15 protein-coding genes are annotated in these 16,491 nt (G+C 64.6%); 9 read left to right on the top strand and 6 right to left on the bottom strand.

Annotated features, from left to right (window positions below; all coding sequences use genetic code 11):
- Nucleotides 1-78 precede the first annotated feature (78 nt).
- The 3 genes from VGH98_03605 to VGH98_03595 all read left to right on the top strand — a co-directional run bounded on the left by VGH98_03605 (nt 79) and on the right by VGH98_03595 (nt 2,961).
- Entirely contained in the window at nt 79-1,383 is a 1,305-nt protein-coding gene (locus tag VGH98_03605; GenBank protein HEY2375040.1) for a RagB/SusD family nutrient uptake outer membrane protein, read from the top strand.
- A gap of 94 nt (nt 1,384-1,477) precedes the next feature.
- Nucleotides 1,478-2,776, top strand: a complete 1,299-nt coding sequence (locus VGH98_03600) for an amidohydrolase family protein (protein ID HEY2375039.1) — start codon at nt 1,478-1,480, stop codon at nt 2,774-2,776.
- On the top strand, nt 2,773-2,961 hold the full coding sequence (locus VGH98_03595; protein HEY2375038.1) for a hypothetical protein: 189 nt from the start codon (nt 2,773-2,775) through the stop codon (nt 2,959-2,961). The genes VGH98_03600 and VGH98_03595 overlap by 4 nt, the downstream gene beginning before the upstream one ends.
- A gap of 4 nt (nt 2,962-2,965) precedes the next feature.
- On the opposite strand, the gene VGH98_03590 is transcribed toward VGH98_03595, so the two are convergent.
- Nucleotides 2,966-3,667 (bottom strand): amino acid racemase, encoded by a 702-nt coding sequence (locus VGH98_03590; GenBank protein HEY2375037.1) that lies wholly within the window; start codon nt 3,665-3,667, stop codon nt 2,966-2,968.
- Between the two features lie 186 nt (nt 3,668-3,853).
- Between VGH98_03590 and VGH98_03585 the strand changes: the two genes are divergently transcribed.
- Nucleotides 3,854-4,030, top strand: coding sequence for a hypothetical protein (locus VGH98_03585; GenBank protein ID HEY2375036.1), 177 nt, complete (start codon nt 3,854-3,856; stop codon nt 4,028-4,030).
- A gap of 62 nt (nt 4,031-4,092) precedes the next feature.
- On the opposite strand, the gene VGH98_03580 is transcribed toward VGH98_03585, so the two are convergent.
- The gene (locus tag VGH98_03580; protein ID HEY2375035.1) at nt 4,093-4,494 is read right to left on the bottom strand and encodes a hypothetical protein; all 402 of its coding nucleotides are present in this window, start codon (nt 4,492-4,494) and stop codon (nt 4,093-4,095) included.
- A gap of 662 nt (nt 4,495-5,156) precedes the next feature.
- On the bottom strand, nt 5,157-6,851 hold the full coding sequence (locus VGH98_03575) for a Na+/H+ antiporter (protein ID HEY2375034.1): 1,695 nt from the start codon (nt 6,849-6,851) through the stop codon (nt 5,157-5,159).
- A gap of 74 nt (nt 6,852-6,925) precedes the next feature.
- Between VGH98_03575 and VGH98_03570 the strand changes: the two genes are divergently transcribed.
- The 4 genes from VGH98_03570 to VGH98_03555 all read left to right on the top strand — a co-directional run bounded on the left by VGH98_03570 (nt 6,926) and on the right by VGH98_03555 (nt 11,160).
- A complete protein-coding gene (locus tag VGH98_03570) occupies nt 6,926-7,204 on the top strand; it encodes a UBP-type zinc finger domain-containing protein (protein ID HEY2375033.1) in 279 nt (92 codons plus the stop codon).
- 59 nt (nt 7,205-7,263) lie between these two features.
- Nucleotides 7,264-8,190: a DUF5996 family protein gene (locus VGH98_03565; GenBank protein HEY2375032.1), complete on the top strand. Its 927-nt coding sequence runs from the start codon at nt 7,264-7,266 to the stop codon at nt 8,188-8,190.
- 230 nt (nt 8,191-8,420) lie between these two features.
- Nucleotides 8,421-10,394 (top strand): Ig-like domain-containing protein, encoded by a 1,974-nt coding sequence (locus VGH98_03560; GenBank protein HEY2375031.1) that lies wholly within the window; start codon nt 8,421-8,423, stop codon nt 10,392-10,394.
- 106 nt (nt 10,395-10,500) lie between these two features.
- Nucleotides 10,501-11,160: an NAD(P)H-binding protein gene (locus VGH98_03555; protein ID HEY2375030.1), complete on the top strand. Its 660-nt coding sequence runs from the start codon at nt 10,501-10,503 to the stop codon at nt 11,158-11,160.
- An 85-nt stretch (nt 11,161-11,245) separates the two neighbouring features.
- On the opposite strand, the gene VGH98_03550 is transcribed toward VGH98_03555, so the two are convergent.
- The 3 genes from VGH98_03550 to VGH98_03540 all read right to left on the bottom strand — a co-directional run bounded on the left by VGH98_03550 (nt 11,246) and on the right by VGH98_03540 (nt 14,306).
- Nucleotides 11,246-12,862 (bottom strand): glycosyltransferase family 39 protein, encoded by a 1,617-nt coding sequence (locus tag VGH98_03550; GenBank protein ID HEY2375029.1) that lies wholly within the window; start codon nt 12,860-12,862, stop codon nt 11,246-11,248.
- Nucleotides 12,863-13,091: 229 nt separating this feature from the next.
- Nucleotides 13,092-13,616 (bottom strand): DUF4112 domain-containing protein, encoded by a 525-nt coding sequence (locus VGH98_03545; protein ID HEY2375028.1) that lies wholly within the window; start codon nt 13,614-13,616, stop codon nt 13,092-13,094.
- A 36-nt stretch (nt 13,617-13,652) separates the two neighbouring features.
- A complete protein-coding gene (locus VGH98_03540; GenBank protein ID HEY2375027.1) occupies nt 13,653-14,306 on the bottom strand; it encodes a hypothetical protein in 654 nt (217 codons plus the stop codon).
- A gap of 125 nt (nt 14,307-14,431) precedes the next feature.
- Here VGH98_03540 and VGH98_03535 point away from each other — a divergent pair, with 125 nt between their 5' ends.
- Nucleotides 14,432-16,297: a glycoside hydrolase family 9 protein gene (locus tag VGH98_03535; GenBank protein HEY2375026.1), complete on the top strand. Its 1,866-nt coding sequence runs from the start codon at nt 14,432-14,434 to the stop codon at nt 16,295-16,297.
- The last annotated feature ends 194 nt before the right edge of the window (nt 16,298-16,491 follow it).

Raw genomic sequence — 16,491 nt, 5'->3', positions numbered from 1 at the left:
TACACCACTCTGCCTAACAATTCCCGGATTCAATCGATGAGACACAATACGGAAACTAGACTGATGGTCTGGCCGCGAATGCAGCGCAGGATTGCGCTCTCGGTCGCCGGTTTGGCGCTCGCGGCCGGCGTTGTCACGGCATGCAATTCGAGCCGGTTGCTCGATGTCACGACGCCTAACGCGGTGCCCGTGGACATTCTCGACCAACCGGTGAACGCAGCCCTCGCGGTTGCGAGCGCCGTGGGCGATTTCCAGTGCGCACTGGGCACGGCGGTGGTCGTCGAGGGGCTGATCTCGGGCGAGATGGGCGACGCGCAACTCGGCGCGGCGCAATGGGATTACGCGCGACGCACCGCGAATACGTTGACAAACGGCATCTATGGTACGGCGCGTTGCGACAACTCGGCGCAAGTGATCGGCATCTATTACCCGCTCTCGACCGCTCGTTACGACGCGGATCACGCGATCGCGAACCTGACCAAGTGGACCGATGCCCAGGTCCAGAATCGCGCCACACTGTTGGCGGTTGCGAATCTGTACGCGGGCTTCAGTTATGCGATGTTGGGCATGTCGATGTGCCAGGCGGCATTCGACAACGGTCCGGCAGTGAATCAGAAGGGAATGTTCGCCCTTGCCGAGGCGCGCTTCAGCGCCGCGATCGCGGCGGCTCCCGCCGGAGCCGATAGCATCAAGAACGCGGCATATGTCGGCCGAGCGCGCGTCCGACTGTATCAGGGTAACACTGCAGCGGCGCTCACTGATGCCCAGTCGGTTCCGGGCGGCTTCGTGATGAACTCGACTAACGACGCCTCGAACTATCGGAATTACAATCGCGTGTATGCGGTGACGAAACAATTCGGCGACTACTCCATCCCCTCGTGGTCTCAGAACATGACGACCGAGAACGGGGACATCGACCCTCGCTCGGCGACTACGCTCACCAGCACGCGTTCGGCCGACAACAACAAGACGCTGATCTACGTCGCGAACAAGTACAGCGGTGGCGATGCCGTGCCCCTTCCGATTGCCCGCTACGCGGAGGCACAGTTAATCGCCGCAGAGATTCTGGGCGGCACCCAGGCGGTGTCGATCATCAACGCGCTGCGGGATAGCGTCGGTCTCGCGCATTACACCGGCCAGACAGATGCAGCCTCGATTAAGAGTCTGGTGATCAGCGAGCGACAGCGCGTGCTCTTCCTCGAGGGTCAGCGCAACTACGACGTCGAGCGCTTCCAGATTGCCTTCAATCCGCCGATCGGTACCGCGTTCCCGTTCAAGGGCGGTACGTACGGCAACACGACCTGTCTGCCGCTGCCCGACATCGAGAAGAACAACAACCCGAGCCTCGGTCCCGCCTTCATTCCAAGCCTGACTGGCACATAAGCTCGCCGTTCACAGTTGACAGCTTCCGCAGTATCCTGGTACGGCTCGGTGCGCACTCCGCGCGCCGGGCCGTATCTCTTTCTGCTCGCCAACCGTGCGATCGTCCCTCAAGCTGTTAGGCGTCATCACGCGCGCGCTCATCCTGCTGGCCTGCGTCGAGCACGTCGGGTCGGCGCAGGCCACGGCGATACGCTTCGCGCATCTCGTCGACGGGAAGGGTGGCCTCGTGAACGACGCCGTCGTCGTCGTGCAGGCCGAGCGCATAACGAGTGTCGGCTCGGGAACGCGCGCGATTCCCACCGGTGCGAAGGTCATCGATCTGCGACCACTCACGGGCATTCCAGGTCTGATCGACGTGCACACGCACATGACCTATTACTGGGATCAGAAGCCGGGGACGCAGCCCTGGTCGCAACAAGGGCGGCGCCGCAGCGCCGAAACCGTTTTCCTGGCCCAGGAGAACGCCAGGAAGACATTGGAAGCGGGCGTGACGACGGTACGCGACCTCGGCGCCTCCGAGTATGGCGACATCGCCATGCGCGACCTGATCAATCGCGGCGCGATGGTCGGACCGCGCATGTTCGTCGCGGGCTTCGGGCTCTCGCGTCAGCGTACGCCGCCGCGCCCCGGATCGCCTCCGGGTCCGCCGCGCGGTCGCATCGCCGACATTGCGGACATTCCCGTCGCGGTCAAGGCGCAGGTCGATGCCGGCGCGGACTGGATCAAGGTTTACGGCTCGACGGGCAGCGCGGCCGACGTGAGCGGCGACGAGACGTTCACATTCGAGGAAATGAAAGCGGCCGTCGATGCGGCACATGCCGCCGGCAAGCGGATCGCGATTCATTCCTACGGTCCACAGGGCGGACGCGACGCGATGCGTGCCGGTGCGGAGTCCGTCGAGCATGCAGTCGACCTCGACGATTCGACGCTCGCCGAGATGGCGACGCGCGGGACGTACTACGTGCCAACGATCGACCACAATCGCTACTACGCCGAGTATCACGAGCGGTTCGGCTACACGCCCGAGCAGGTCGCGGGACTGGACGCGTATCGTGCGCGGAACATCGAGACCGCGCGGCGCGCATGGAAGGCACATGTCAAATTCGCGATGGGCTCGGACGCGGTGTTCACGATGTTCGGTCAGAACACGCGCGAGCTCGGGTGGTTCGTGCAGATCGGGATGACGCCGGCCGAGGCGATCGCGACAGCGACGACGAATGCCGCTGCGTTGTTAGACATGAGCCAATCACTCGGCGCCGTCGCGCCGGGCTACTATGCCGATCTGGTCGCCGTCGCCGGCGATCCGTTGCACGACATCCACGCGGTCATCGACAGCGTACGCTGGGTGATGAAGGGAGGTCAGGTGGTCGTCGATACGCGGAGCCGGCGATGATGAACACGGTGCGTCTCGTGCTCGGCTGGGTCATGATCGCGTTAGGCTTGTACATCGCCGTGCACCCGCTCTGGTCACACGGTCAGCCGGTGACGACTTCGATCTGGCTGGACATGGCTTTCGCGGCGGTGTTCCTGCTGCGTGGTGTGATGAATCTGCGCGCCAAGAGAAGAGTGCGGACCTGAACCGTCAGGCGCCGGCGCGCATCATCTGCACGAGCCGTTTCACGTGAACGAGCGTTGTGTCGACGACCGGGACGTCGATCCCTTTGGCGTCGCGCAGCAGAAGCGGAATCTCCGTGCCGCCGAGGATGAGGCCATCGGCGCCTTCTTCGGCGACGAGTCGGTTCGCCATCGCGACGAACGCCGCGCGCGTCTCGTCGACGATGGTGCCGTGCACGAGCTCGTCCATGTACTTCCGGTGAAGGAACGCCTGCTCGCTGGACGATGGCGTAAGAATCGTCATCCCGCGTTTGTCGAAGACCTGTTGATAGAAGCCGGCCGAGACCGTGAACGACGTCGCGAGGAGCGCGGGGCGGCGTACTCCGATCGACACGGCGTGATCGGCGGCTGCCTCGACGATGCTCACGAGTGGAATCGGCGAGCGCGCGACGACCTCGGGAAACACGACGTGCGAGGTGTTCGACGTGAGCGCAGCGAAGGTGCAGCCCGCGCGCGCGAGTCGTTCGATGGACCGCAGGACGTAGTCGGCGAATCCCTGGCGATTGCCGGCTTCCAGAAACGCGAGGATCGGCTCGAGGTCGACGATATCGATCGTGAGTTCGGGATAGTGTGTGTCACGCCCGTCCCGATAGAGCTCGACGATAAGCTTGTAGTAATCGAGTGTCGATTCGGGGCCCATGCCGCCCACGAGACCGCATCGAGTGCCCATCGATGGCCTTTCACGTTCGGGTTAGCCTGCCTCGGGGTTACAATAACCTACGCGCGCTCGCCGAAGCTCGCACCGAATCGAGATCTCGACACAACGAGTCGACGTTCCGGGTCTGCGAGTCGAAGTTCGGCCACGACGAGGGGAGTTCCAACTGAGCGTGACCGACGCATCGGACATCGAGCGATAGTGAGCTGCTTCGATGGCGCGATCACGACTCCCCTTGCTCCGATCATGGTTCACGTTGTCGTGATCACCATTCTCGAGGTCGCGTGCACTCGACTCGCCGCGGCGCGAAGCCTTCACCGTGCGGCGATTTCTCGAGAGCTTGCCGTTATGCCGGCACTCGAGGTCGAGATTCCCTGACAGCGAGCCGCGCGCTGCGGTCTCGAGGCGCTGATTCGCAGTCACCAGGTGCTGACCGCGAGTCACGAGGCGACGGTGACGACTCTCGGTGGCGCGATTCCGGCTTGGAAGCGCAATGAACAGCTCATCGAGTCGAGTGCACGGCTCAACGAGTCGAGCGCTTCGCTCATTGAGTCGAAGACAGCTTTCATCGAGTCGCGGATATCGTTCATCGAGTGGAGCGCATCCCTGATGGAGTCGCGTGCATCACTCAGCGAGTCGCGGAAATCATTCATCGAGTTCCGGAAATGATCCATCGAGCGCTGCAAATCATTGATCGAGTTCCGGGACTTATCCATCGAGTCGCGCCAATCATTCATCGAGTTGAGCAAATCGCTCAGCGAGTCGTGCAAATGGCTCAGCGAGTCGAATAAGGGGCAGGTGAGGCGCAGATTCTGGGACGTCGGCTCGGGCGTCGGCCACACGTGGTCCGGTGGCTGCGATCGAGTGCACGAACTCCAGCAGGTCAACTGTCGCGCATCGCTACTCGGGTCGCCCGCACGCCATCGTCGCTCATCCGAACGCGTCGTGAGGTTTGCCAAATGGCAGGCGAGGCGGCCCGTGCGACGCGCGAGGGAATCCGCTCGCCTGTGCAGGCACGAATTCCGTGAGCTATTGCCGTCCGAGTAGCACGTGAGCGTGTTCGGCTGCCATCGAAGTTGGCTCAAACGGCACCGCAGCTCGGGCGATCGCCATCGCTGCTCTCTAGAACAGCATCGCAACTCGGGCGAATGGTATCACAGGTCGCGCGATGACCACGAGAGCTCGAGCGATTGCTAACTCAGCTCGTTCGCTCGTAACGGCATGATCGGCGGAACGCATCGCGGCCGGCGATGACGTGACCACGACTGAGCCACTCGAGACGTATGGTGCGGCCCACGGCCTCGGAGCGCGTCGATCCAGCTGCTCAGCGCCGTCGGCCGCGACCGCGGGTCCGGCCTTTCGCACGTCGGGCAGTCCAGCTCGGCCGTCAGGCGGAACGGCTGCGAGGTGACCGCGGCCGAAGGCCGCGTTAGGCGCCCCGAACGCCATCGAACCGAAAAGATCCCGGAAGTGGCGCGACGATTCGCTGCTCTGCGCACCCAGCTCAGGGCAACGGCACTTCGCTCGTCGGCTCGACGACCGGCTCGCGGCTATCGAGCAGAATGAGCTCGAGGTCGAGATCGCGCTGAACGCGGCGCATGACGTCGTCGCCGATCACGTCGCGGTCGCGCAGATCCGAGAGCGCGTAACGCTCGGCGTGGATCATCGCCGCGCGGATGCGGCGGTACTCGACGGCGCGTCGGTCGTCGAGCGTGCCCGCGTCGTGCGATGGCGCCGCGACGAAGCTATCGTGCCGCTCTTCGTTAGGCGGATGCGCCTGCTGGCGATCCTCCCGTGCCGCCCAGCGCCGCGCGCGCTGCCGATGGCGCTGTCGCAGATACCGCACGACCTCCTTGTACTGCGCCTCCCTGAATGTGGGCGAGTCGAGAACGCGAAGACCGGCCTCCGCGGCCGACAACCGCGCGTGCGCCTCTTCGTCCTCGGCAGCGCCGTCGCTTTCGAGGCCGAGCCATCGCGCGATCGGGGCGAGCGTCGGCCCCTGTACGACGAGCGTCACGAAGATCACGAAGAAAGTGATGAACACGATCTGGGCACGGGCAGGGAAAGGCCTGCCTGCGGCGGTGGCGAGTGGCAGAGCGAGGGCGATCACGAGCGAATCGCCTCCGCGAATGCCCGCCCACCCCACGAACAGAATCCACTTCAACGACGGCAGCGTGACCTTCGAGCGGCGCAGCCATCCGCCGATGATGCGGCCGATGTACGTGCTCGGAATCACCCAGAGGACGCGGACGATGACGACGCACGCACAAACGACAGCGGCCTCGCGAATCAACGCGACGATCGACACGCCGGCGAGCGAGCGCGTCACGTACGGCAGCTCGAGGCCGACGAGAATGAAGACGAGGCTCTCGAGGAGGAACGTGACGACCGACCACATCGACTGGTTCTGAAGTCGCGTCTCGGGACTCCCGACGTCCTGGACGTTGCGCGCGATGTACATCCCAGCGGCGACCACGGAGATCACGCCCGACGCGCCGATGAGATCCGCCGGCAGATAGGCTGCGAATGGCGTCAGCAGCGACACCGTATTCTCGGCCACGGGCACGGATTTCGTTAGGCGGTGGAGACGCAACGTCACGATGGCGACGCCGAGTCCGATGCCCAGTCCACCGGCCGCTGCGGCGAGAAATTGGAGCCCGCTGCGCCAGGGAGAGAACGTCCCCGTCACCGCGGCCGTGACGGCCACGCGATACGCGACGAGCGCCGTCGCGTCGTTGAGCAATCCCTCACCTTCGAGAATGCTCTCGATCGCTCGCGGAGCGCGAAGCGAGGGCGATCGCATGAGCGACAGCACGGCGACGGGATCGGGTGGCGAAACGATGGCGCCGAGGGTGAATGCGGCGGCCCAGGTGAACGCAGGATCGAGCGCATGCGCCAGGCCCGCGACCGCTACGGTCGAGACGAGCACCATGACGACGGCGAGTCGCAGAATCGGGCCGAGTTCGCGGCGGAAGTCACGCAGTGGGAACGATGCCGCGCCCCAGTAAAGAAGCGGTGGGATGAAGATCAGGAAGAGAACGTCGGGGGCCAACTCGACATGCGGAAGGTTGGGGGTGAACGCCAACACGAGTCCGCCGACGACGAGGAGCGCCGCGTACGGAAGCCCCAGCCGATCGGCGAGGATTCGCAAGCCGGTGGAGACCGCAAGCAGGAGCAGCACAAGCTCGAGTCCAGCCATGCCGCAAAGATACCAAGGTCCGGCAGCGGCTTGAGGGGCTCGCTATACCTTCAAGAACACCGACCGGAGGCGCTATGGCGACTACCTGCAGCCATCTCGATCAGGTTCGCGACGTCGAGCCACGGACCCCACAGGGGTGCGAGGAATGTCTCAAGATGCACGGCCGATGGGTGCATCTGCGACTCTGCCTAACGTGCGGACACGTCGGCTGCTGCGACAACTCGCCGAACAAACACGCCACCAAGCACCACCACGCGACGGGACATCCGATAATCAAGAGCTTCGAGCCGGGTGAGGATTGGGGCTGGTGTTACACGGATCAGCTCTTCATCGAGCCAGCGCCGCATGCGTAGAGAGCTGCGAATTGGTTCTTTCCCTAACCCCTGTCCCCTAGCCCCTAGTCTCTAGCCCTATGCTCGGCACCGCCATCGACCCTTGGCCCGCGTTGCCACTCGCGGAGTGGCAGGATACGTACGCCACGCTGCATCGCTGGCTCCAGATCGTCGGCAAGACGCGACTCGCGCTAGCGCCGATGCAGAATCATTGGTGGCAGATCACGCTCTACCTAACGAGTCGAGGCCTCGGTACTTCACCGATGCCTGTCGGCGATCGCTCCATCGACGTCGAGCTGGACTTTCTGCAGCACCGGCTCGTCGCGCGAACGAGCGATGGCGACACGCGACTGCTTTCCCTCGAGCGGTGCTCCGTGGCGGAGTTCTACCGGGACTACATGGCCGCGCTGCATGCGCTCGGAATCACACCGCACATTCACCCGGTGCCGACGGAAATCGCCGACACCACGCCATTTCCCGAGGATCGCCTTCATAACGCGTATGATCCCGATGCTGTGCAACGGTGGTGGCGTGCCCTCGCCAGCGCCGATCGCGCCCTCAAGGAATTTCGCGGCCGCTTCATCGGGAAGTGCAGTCCGTCGCACTTCTTCTGGGGCTCGTTCGACCTCGCCTGCACGCGCTTCTCGGGCCGGCGCGCGCCCCGGCACCCCGGCGGCATTCCCAACTGTCCTGACTACGTGGCAGTCGAGGCGTACTCGCACGAATGCATCAGTGCGGGCTGGTGGCCGGGGAGTGTCGGTTCACCGATCGAGGAGCCAGCGTTCTATGCCTATGCGTACCCCGAACCACCCGGCTGCTCCGACGCACCGATTCGACCCGCGGGCGCCACGTACAACACGACGATGAAGGAGTGGATCCTGCCTTACGAGTCCGTGCGCACGGCGTCCGATCCGAAGGAAGCAGTGCTGGATTTCCTCCAGAGCACCTACGAGGCAGCGGCCGATCGTGGCGGGTGGAATCGACGGGAACTGGAGCGTGACGGGTAAAGGGTTGAGGGCGGCGGGCAGAGGGTTGAGGGCAGAGGGCAAAGGGTTGCGGGTAGTGGGTTGAGAGCAGGGGCAGAGGGTTGAGGGGCGAATAACACTGGGGCGAAATAGCCGACCCGGGGACGGTTCTGCCTTACCCTCTGGCCTCAACCCGCAGCGCTCTGCCCTCTACTCTCGCCCGCCGCTCTCTGCCCGTGACGGCCTCCCCTCCGCTGCCGTCCCTTTAGTGTATGGCTTCCCCCACGCGAGTCAGCGGCCCCGCGCAAAAGCCGCTCATCCATAACGCCGGAAAGCTCGTTGCGATGGCTGCGTCTACCGGCGCGGCGCTCGTGTCGATCATTTCCTTCCTCTACTCGTACGGCGTCATCGGGAAATCGGCGAGCCATCAGACGATCGGGAATCTCGGCGCTTCGTGGGTTGGATTGCGCCCCGCGGCGGATACGGCGTACGCGATCGGTGACACGATTCACCTCGCCGCGACCATCACCGACAAGAGCGGCGCACTGCTCGTCGGCGCCACGCCGACCTGGGTGAGCGAGAATCCGAAGGTCGCGACGGTGCTGAACGACGGCTCCGTGATCGCGCAGGGGCCCGGCACGACGACGATCAGCATCGCCGTCGCCGATCTCATCGCGCGGTCGCGCGTCTTCGTTAGGCAGACGGTCACCTCCGTCGACGTCGTCGGTATCGCGAACGATACGACGCCAGTGGTCGCCGAAGGCGAGCGCAAACCGCTCCGCGCCATTCCGCGCGACGCGCGCGGCCATCCCGTGATCGGGCTCGTCCCGCAGTGGCGGCTCGACGACACGAGCGTCGCCGAGATCGATTCGTTAGGCGCCGTGACCGGCAAGATCGCCGGGCGCACCATTGCGACGGCGACCGTCGACGGCGTTTCCGGCAAAGGGCCGATCACCGTCGTCGCGACCGCCGCCGCGATCACGACCGTGGCTGGTGGAACGCAGCGCGCGCTCGCTGGCAGCCTGCTGCCGCAAGCGGTGGTCGTGCGCGTCACCAGCCGGCGTGCTCGGCCCGTCGAAGGCGTGCTCGTCAAGTTCCGTCTCTCCGACGGAGGGGGCACGCTCGACCCACAATCGACGCTCACCGATGCCGACGGTCGCGCGCGCACGGTCTGGACGCTCGGCGACCTGCCCGGTCGTCAGACGATTCTCGCGACCGTCGAGCGCATCGACAGCGCGCTCGCCGTCGTCGCCGAAGCGGAGCCGGTCGCCGCGAACACCCGACTCACCGCGTCGAACGACCACGCGAGTGGTGAGGCTGGCCATCAACTCGCCGACACGATCGCGATACGTGTCGCGGATTCGACTGGCCGTGCATTGGCCGATGTTCCGGTCACATGGGTCGCGCTCGACAACGGACGCGCCGAGGCCATCGACGTGCGTTCGGACTCGGTGGGAGAGGCGCGCGCGCTCTGGACGCTCGGACCGAAGTCGGGATCGCAGCGCCTCCGAGCGCAGGTTGGGAATGGCCACGGCAAGGGGGCGGTGCCACCGGTGACCGTCCATGCGACGGCGCTCGCCGGCGCGGCCGTGGCACTCGTCGTCGTTTCCGGCGACGCGCAACGAGGTGTCGCTGGTGAAGCGCTCTCCAAGCCGCTCGTGTTGCGCGTCGTCGATTCTGCCGGGAATGGCGTCGCGGATGCCGAGCTGCAACTCTCACCGTCGGAAGGCGAGGTACCCGACACGTCGATCCACACCGACTCGTCCGGCATTGCTCGCGTGCGCTGGACACTTGGCCACTCCGCGGGCGATAACGCGCTCGCCGTGCATCTCGACGGAATGAAGAAACTGCTCAAGTTGACGGCTGTCGCGCGTCCCGCCGCCGCGGCGAATCTCTCCTTCGACGACGCGCCTGGCGAGACGCGGAGCTCGCGCGCGAAGGGTAAGCATCTCGTCGCGCTCGTCACCGACGCATTCGGCAATCCTGTGCCCGATGCGCGCCTGAACTTCTCGACGCGATCGGGGAACGTGACGCCGTCGCGCGCCGTGAGCGACGCCAAGGGCCGCGTGAAGGTCTCGTGGACACTCGGCACGAAACCGGGCGATCAATCGCTCAGCGGCAGCGTGCAGGGCACGGATGTCCGAGGATCGTTCGTGGCGCCCGGCAACGGCTCGAGCACGAAGACGCCCGCGAAGACTGCATCCACTAAAGTCACGTCGTCGAAGGCCAGTAAGAAGAGAAGCTGATCGATAGTCCGGTTGCGACAATTGCGTGCGGCCTCGGGCTCGCACAGCTTTTCCCTATCGACTGTCGCAGCGGGAGGTGGTGTCATGGCGGGTGTCACTCAGAGCCATGCCTGACAACGCGCTATCGGTTCTTCTCGTCGGCGCAACGGGACTCGTCGGTCGCGAGTGTCTTCGCGTGCTCCTCGCGGATAGCGGATTCAGCCGGATCGTTGTCGTCACACGGCGACCCTTGTCGCCTGACGTGCGATCGCCGAAGCTCGAAACCCACGTCGTCGATTTCGATCATCTCAACGAATACGACGAGCTCTTCACCGTCGACGCGATCATCTGCGCGCTCGGTACAACGATTCGCCAGGCAGGTTCGCGGACGCGATTTCGAACGGTCGACTACGAGTATCCGCTCGCCTTCGCCCGCCTCGGCCGGCGTCATGGGTGCGAACACTTTCTCGTCGTCAGCGCGCTCGGCGCGAATTCTCGCTCGCGCTACTTCTACAATCGCGTGAAAGGCGATTTGGAGGAGTCACTGCGCGGCCTCGGCTATCCGCGCCTCACAATCGTTAGGCCGTCGTTGCTCCTCGGCCCGCGCGCCGAGCTTCGGCTCGGCGAGGAAGTCGCGAAGCGCGTCACGCGCTGGCTCGGTCCGCTCGTACCGCGTGCGTTCAAGCCCGTCGAAGCCCGAGCCGTCGCAACGACCATCGTCCGCGCGGCCAGAGAAGGGCGAAGCGGTGTGCGCGTGATCGAGTCGGGCGAGATCGTGGCGGGCTGAGGGTTGAGGGCAGAGGGTTGAGGGCAGAGTGTTGAGGGCAGAGGGTCGAGGGTTAGGGCCTTGCCGCTACCCACCACACACTTTGCTATCGCCGCTTGGGTGGCGGAATGTAGTACAGCACGAGCGACGACCCCACGCGTCCAACTGGTTGAAGGTCGTTCAACCATTCATACGCGCCGTCACCGCCGACGCCGGCGAGCATGGTTTGGCTGGCGGCGATCCATCCTCGGGGACGTTCGGCGGCGGCGAGCGGGCGTGCATTGCGCACGCCGGCTGCATCGAGACTTGCCGAGCCGTAATACGCGACTGCCATCGAGTCGATGTGCATGCGCTTCATCACCGCCCCGAGCCGATAGAGATCCTGTCCCCAATCGAGATTACTGTCGACGAGAATGAGCTCCGGACGTTCGCCGGCGAGCGCGTTGAAGTACGCGAGGTAGTCGGGATGCGTACGCATCGGAACGAGCAGCGCGGCTCCCATGATCGCCGCGACGGTGGCGCGCACGAGCCGTTGCGCGGGAGGACTCGATACCGCGTGATCCCAGAGCTCGACCGCAGCGACGGCACCGAGCAAGGCCATGAGACCGAAGGCCGGGAGCACGAGACGTACGCCCGAGTCGTCACCAATGATCGCCGCCGCAAGCACGACGCCCAGCACTCCGACAAGCAGTACCGCTCGCTCCCGACCGCCGCGCCTAACGAGATCGCCGCCGGCCGCTGCGCCGCCGAGCATGGCGAGGAGGAAGAGTGGAAGAGGCGTCTTCACGAGAAGCGCGACTGGATAGTAGTACCACCAGCCGCTGAGGGAGAGCGTGCCGAAGAGGTACGACGGATGATTTCTTGCTCGTTCGATCACGAAGCTTGCGAATCCCCAAAACCAATCCGGCGCAGGAACGAATACTGGAAGCTCGCCAACTCGACCGAAGCGAAAGCCGTACATCGCCCATGCGACAACGCCGGCGGTCGCAAATGTCACGCCGAGCGCGAGCCGTCTCTGCGAGGGCATCTCGTTTGCCCAGAGCGGCCCGCCATGCGTGCGCCGACGCACGCCGTACGTCGCGGCGCTGGCGAGTGCCAGCATGGGGAGGGCCGCGTAGTCCGTGGCCATCGTCAGCGCCATCGCCATGCCTAACGGGACGGCGGCAGTCCAGCGGGGCGCGTCGAGCCAGCGAACGAAAGCGAAGAGCGCGGCAGTGACGGTCGCCGCGAGCGCGATGTCGGAGGTCGCGAGCCCGGCGTAGGCAAGCATATTGGGGTTGGTCGCGACGAGGATGACGGCGATCGCCGCGCCGCGCTCGTCGGTAAGGCGTCGCCCCCAAGCCCACACGACGCCACACAGGACCAGGAAGAACGGAAGCTCGCCGAGGCGCGCGAACGCGAGTGTGCTCTCGTAGTGTGCGGCACGCCCGAGGATTCTCGAGCCTTCATCGGATGCGGACGAAGCGGCAACGGCTCGCTCGCCGCGCGAGTACGGTCCCAACGCTGCCGCGATTCGCGGGAGCGGAGGAGATTGCGCGTCGTACGCATGAGTACCGGCGAGCCACTCCATGCCGGCGCCGATGTGTGCGGGCTCGTCGAGCGTGTTGCTGAACGAGAAATGTGTGGCGACGACAGCAAGCGCCCCCGCGATCGTGACCGCGAGAGCGATAGCGCGCCAGCCGCGGCCGGCGGGTGCAAAGGACAGTCTCGTGCTCGCGGTCACAGTTAATAGACGAGTGAGCGCGACCCTCGATTACAGCGAAAAAACGGCCGATGGAGGCCCTTAGAGGGGATCTGTGCCTTTACCCATGTTCATTTGATTTTCTTGCCCGCGAGTCCTGACCATTCTGCTTCAGAATCAAGCCGGTGACCGTGCCTGACGAGTCCTTCGTGAGCCAACACTCGCTAAATGGCGAGTGGCTCCGGACCCCGACAGCGCAAAGGTCCCGGACTTATCGATACGCCATGAGCCGCCGAATGACCCAAAAGACGAGGAACGCTGCTCCGACCGCGAGTGCCGCGAGAGTGGCAAGCAACAGCACGACGAGGGCGATAGTCGCTCGTCTGGTTTGAACCGGCGATTCGATGTGGCGAGCAAGCAACTGCGCGTTTCGGGAGTTGGACTTCCACGCGAAGTCGAACACGTCGCCGACAACGGGCAGCACGCCGACCACGGTATCCACCCCAACGTTCATGGTCATGCGTAGCAGCACGCTCGCCGGAGCGCCCGCGCGGGCAGCCTCGAGTACGATGTACGCCGACGCGACGCCACCCAGCACGTCGCCGAGCCCGGGCACGAGACCTACGATGGGGTCGATGCCGAAGCGAAGCTTCGTGCCGGGCACCCGGATCGCCTCGTCCAGTATCATCGCGATGACGCGTACGCGACGAAGAGACTCGTTAGGCTGTTTTGTCATCCTGAGCGCAGCGAAGGATCTACTGTCCCAGTTTAGATACTTGCCTCTAACAAAGGACACTAGATCCTTCGCTTCGCTCAGGATGACACGGCGGCTCTAATACCGTAAGGCCACCGATTGCGTCGTCTGCACCGAGATACGCGACCCCGCCGGCAACACGCCGTTCTCGCCGCCCCTGCCGAGTGAGATCGCCGTACCCGCTACCGCGCCGAGACCGGCCCCAAGAAGAATCTTGTCCTTGTCCGCGCCGCTCAATACGGCGCCGAGCACTGCACCCGCCGCCGCGCCGATTGCCGCGCTCTTCACAGCCTGGTTCGTCGAGGTGCCGCCCTCCTTCTGGAGATTCGTAGCGGTGACATTCGCCTCGAACGGATACCTGCGGCCGCTGAAGGTGAGGCTGTCGAAGTCGAGCACGAGTGCGGCGGTCTGCGTCGCATTACTCGCCGGTGTGACGCCGCTCACGTGTCCCCACACTTTGGCGCCCGCGGGGACCGCCGCGCGCCCATTCTGCGCGATCACGGAGTTCGCGACCGTCGCCGAGAACGTGTCGCCGGTGTGTGACGACTGCGTGCCGAGTTGCTGATCGAGCGTCAGGTCCATCATCGCGCCGGCGGGCAGCGTCCGAGCGTTCGCCGGCGTCGTCGTTGGCGTCGACACTTCGCCACCGGCAGTCTCGACGCGCGGTCCGCTCGCGCACGCGCCGAGCATTGCGCTGGTGACGACGATCATGCCGATTCGTTTGTGATGCATGACATCCTCCTGCGAAAAAGCCGCGACTCACCGCGCGCAAATCGCAGACCGCGAAGCGGACGTTGGGCACGCTTCACCACTCCTCGACGCGCACGCATATTGAAACGTCAGCTCGCTCAAACCCAATGATTGCTCTCGCTGTATCGCTGTCGCTTCGACTCCTGGCTGTCGACGCGCCAGATTCATCGATCGTCCTTCGTGTGAATCAGGTGGGCTATCTGCCTGACGCGCCCAAAGTCGCCGTCGCGTGCGCGTTGGATTCGTCGCGCGTGACGCGCGTCACACGCACGTTCGTTGTGCGCGACGAGCGCGGGCGCACGGTGTTCGGACCGCGCAAGATCAACGCGACGGGCGCATTCGGTCCCTGTCGGCAAACGTGGCGTCTCGATTTCACCGAGCTCCGCCGCGCCGGCCGCTATCGCATCGCGGCGTTCGGCGTGACCTCGCGACTGCTACGCATCGACGCGCACGCATACGACGGCGGCGCGGACACACTCCTGAGCTACTTGCGCGAGCAGCGCTCGGGCTGGAACCCCGTGAGTGCCGATTCGGTGCACACGCACGATGGCTTCGTCATCGACGACACCGGACACGTCGTGAAGCGCGTCGACGTGAGCGGCGGTTGGGCCGACGCATCGGATTATCTGCAATACGTCGCGACCTCCGCAAACGCGACGTACATGATGCTGCTTGCCTATCGAGACCATCGCGACGCATTCGGGGACGAGTTCGACGGGCGCGGTGTCGCGGGAAAGAATGGAGTTCCCGACGTGCTCGACGAGGCGCGACACGGTCTCGAGTGGCTCGTGCGCATGTTCCCGAGCTATGGCGAGATGTACAACCAGGTCGGCGACGATCGAGATCATACGTACTTCGATCTACCGTGGAACGACTCGACGGACTACGGCTGGGGCAAGGGGAAAGAGCGGCCGGTATATCAATGTACCGGTCATCCACAGGGGTTATTCGGGTACAAGAATCGATCGACGGGACTCGCCTCGACAGCAGGGAAGTACGCCTCGGCTTTCAGCCTCGGCTCGATACTCTACACCCAGCGCGACACGGTATTCGCCGATTCACTCAAACGCCATGCGCTGCTCGCGTTTGTGTTAGGCACGCAGAACCACGGCGTGTGCCAGACGGCGCCGGGACACGCCCCGTACTTCTACGAGGAGGCGAACTGGGTGGACGACATGGAGCTCGGCGCCGCCGAGCTCTACGCTCTCACGGGTGACCGCATGCTCCTCGGCCAGGCGGTGTCGTTCGCGGAAGAAGAGCCGGTGACGCCTTGGATGGGTGCGGATACCGCGCGCCATTACGAGTTCTTCCCCTGGTACAACAACGGCCACTACGAGACGTGGCGTTCCGCGTTAGGCGCGGGAATCAAGCGCGAGATGGAGGATTACTACCGTCGCGGCATCGAGGCCGTGATCGCTCGCGCCACAAACGGCTTTCGCGTCGGCATCCCGTTCATCTGGTGCTCCAACGATCTCATGACGGCATTTGCGACGCAGGCGATGCTCTACCGCAAGATGACTGGCGACGAGCAGTACCGCGAGTACGAGCAGGCAGCGCTCGACTGGCTGCTCGGGACGAATCCGTGGGGGACGTCGATGGTGATCGGCTGGCCTAACGATGGCGTCTGGGCGCACGATCCGCACTCGGCGGTCGCGAAGGCGCTCGGCGTCGACAAGTTGCGCGGCGGCCTCCTCGACGGACCCGTCTATCGCTCGATCTATCAGAACCTCAAGGGCATCGCACTCCACGACGCCGACGAGTACGCGCTGTTCAACACCGGCTTCATCGTGTATCACGACGACATTGGTGACTACTCGACGAACGAGCCGATCATGGACGGGACGGCGAGCCTCGTGTATTTGATCTCTGGCTATGCGGCGGAAGGCGACAGCGCGTCGACCGTACAAAACGATCGAGCAGCGACCGGCAAGACGAAATCGACGGCGTTCAAGCTGCGCCGCGGAGGGAACTGACGGTAGCTACGTTCTTGGCCGCGTTAGGCCGTCTCAACCCAGCGGCGCTACGTCGTTAGGGGTCCGACCGTCGGCTCGGTCGTCGAGATGGCACGGCGCTCTCGACAGGTGAATCGGTTGATTTTCGAACCTGTGGCATCCAGCTTCCGATACACCAACAAACATGTTGTCGGCGCCCCCAGAGTCGCTTCGCC

The sequence above is a fragment of the Gemmatimonadaceae bacterium genome, from assembly GCA_036496605.1.
Lineage (GTDB): Bacteria > Gemmatimonadota > Gemmatimonadetes > Gemmatimonadales > Gemmatimonadaceae > AG2.
Note: the sequence above shows the minus strand (reverse complement) of the source record. Positions and strands in the feature narration are given on the sequence as shown.

Excerpts from the sequence above, each read along its gene's own strand:
- VGH98_03605 (HEY2375040.1), top strand. The coding sequence starts at position 79 with ATGCAGCGCAGGATTGCGCTCTCGGTCGCCGGTTTGGCGCTCGCGGCC.
- VGH98_03595 (HEY2375038.1), top strand. The coding sequence starts at position 2,773 with ATGATGAACACGGTGCGTCTCGTGCTCGGCTGGGTCATGATCGCGTTA.
- VGH98_03590 (HEY2375037.1), bottom strand. The coding sequence starts at position 3,667 with ATGGGCACTCGATGCGGTCTCGTGGGCGGCATGGGCCCCGAATCGACA.
- VGH98_03575 (HEY2375034.1), bottom strand. The coding sequence starts at position 6,851 with ATGGCTGGACTCGAGCTTGTGCTGCTCCTGCTTGCGGTCTCCACCGGC.
- VGH98_03570 (HEY2375033.1), top strand. The coding sequence starts at position 6,926 with ATGGCGACTACCTGCAGCCATCTCGATCAGGTTCGCGACGTCGAGCCA.
- VGH98_03565 (HEY2375032.1), top strand. The coding sequence starts at position 7,264 with ATGCTCGGCACCGCCATCGACCCTTGGCCCGCGTTGCCACTCGCGGAG.
- VGH98_03560 (HEY2375031.1), top strand. The coding sequence starts at position 8,421 with ATGGCTTCCCCCACGCGAGTCAGCGGCCCCGCGCAAAAGCCGCTCATC.
- VGH98_03555 (HEY2375030.1), top strand. The coding sequence starts at position 10,501 with ATGCCTGACAACGCGCTATCGGTTCTTCTCGTCGGCGCAACGGGACTC.
- VGH98_03540 (HEY2375027.1), bottom strand. The coding sequence starts at position 14,306 with ATGCATCACAAACGAATCGGCATGATCGTCGTCACCAGCGCAATGCTC.
- VGH98_03535 (HEY2375026.1), top strand. The coding sequence starts at position 14,432 with ATGATTGCTCTCGCTGTATCGCTGTCGCTTCGACTCCTGGCTGTCGAC.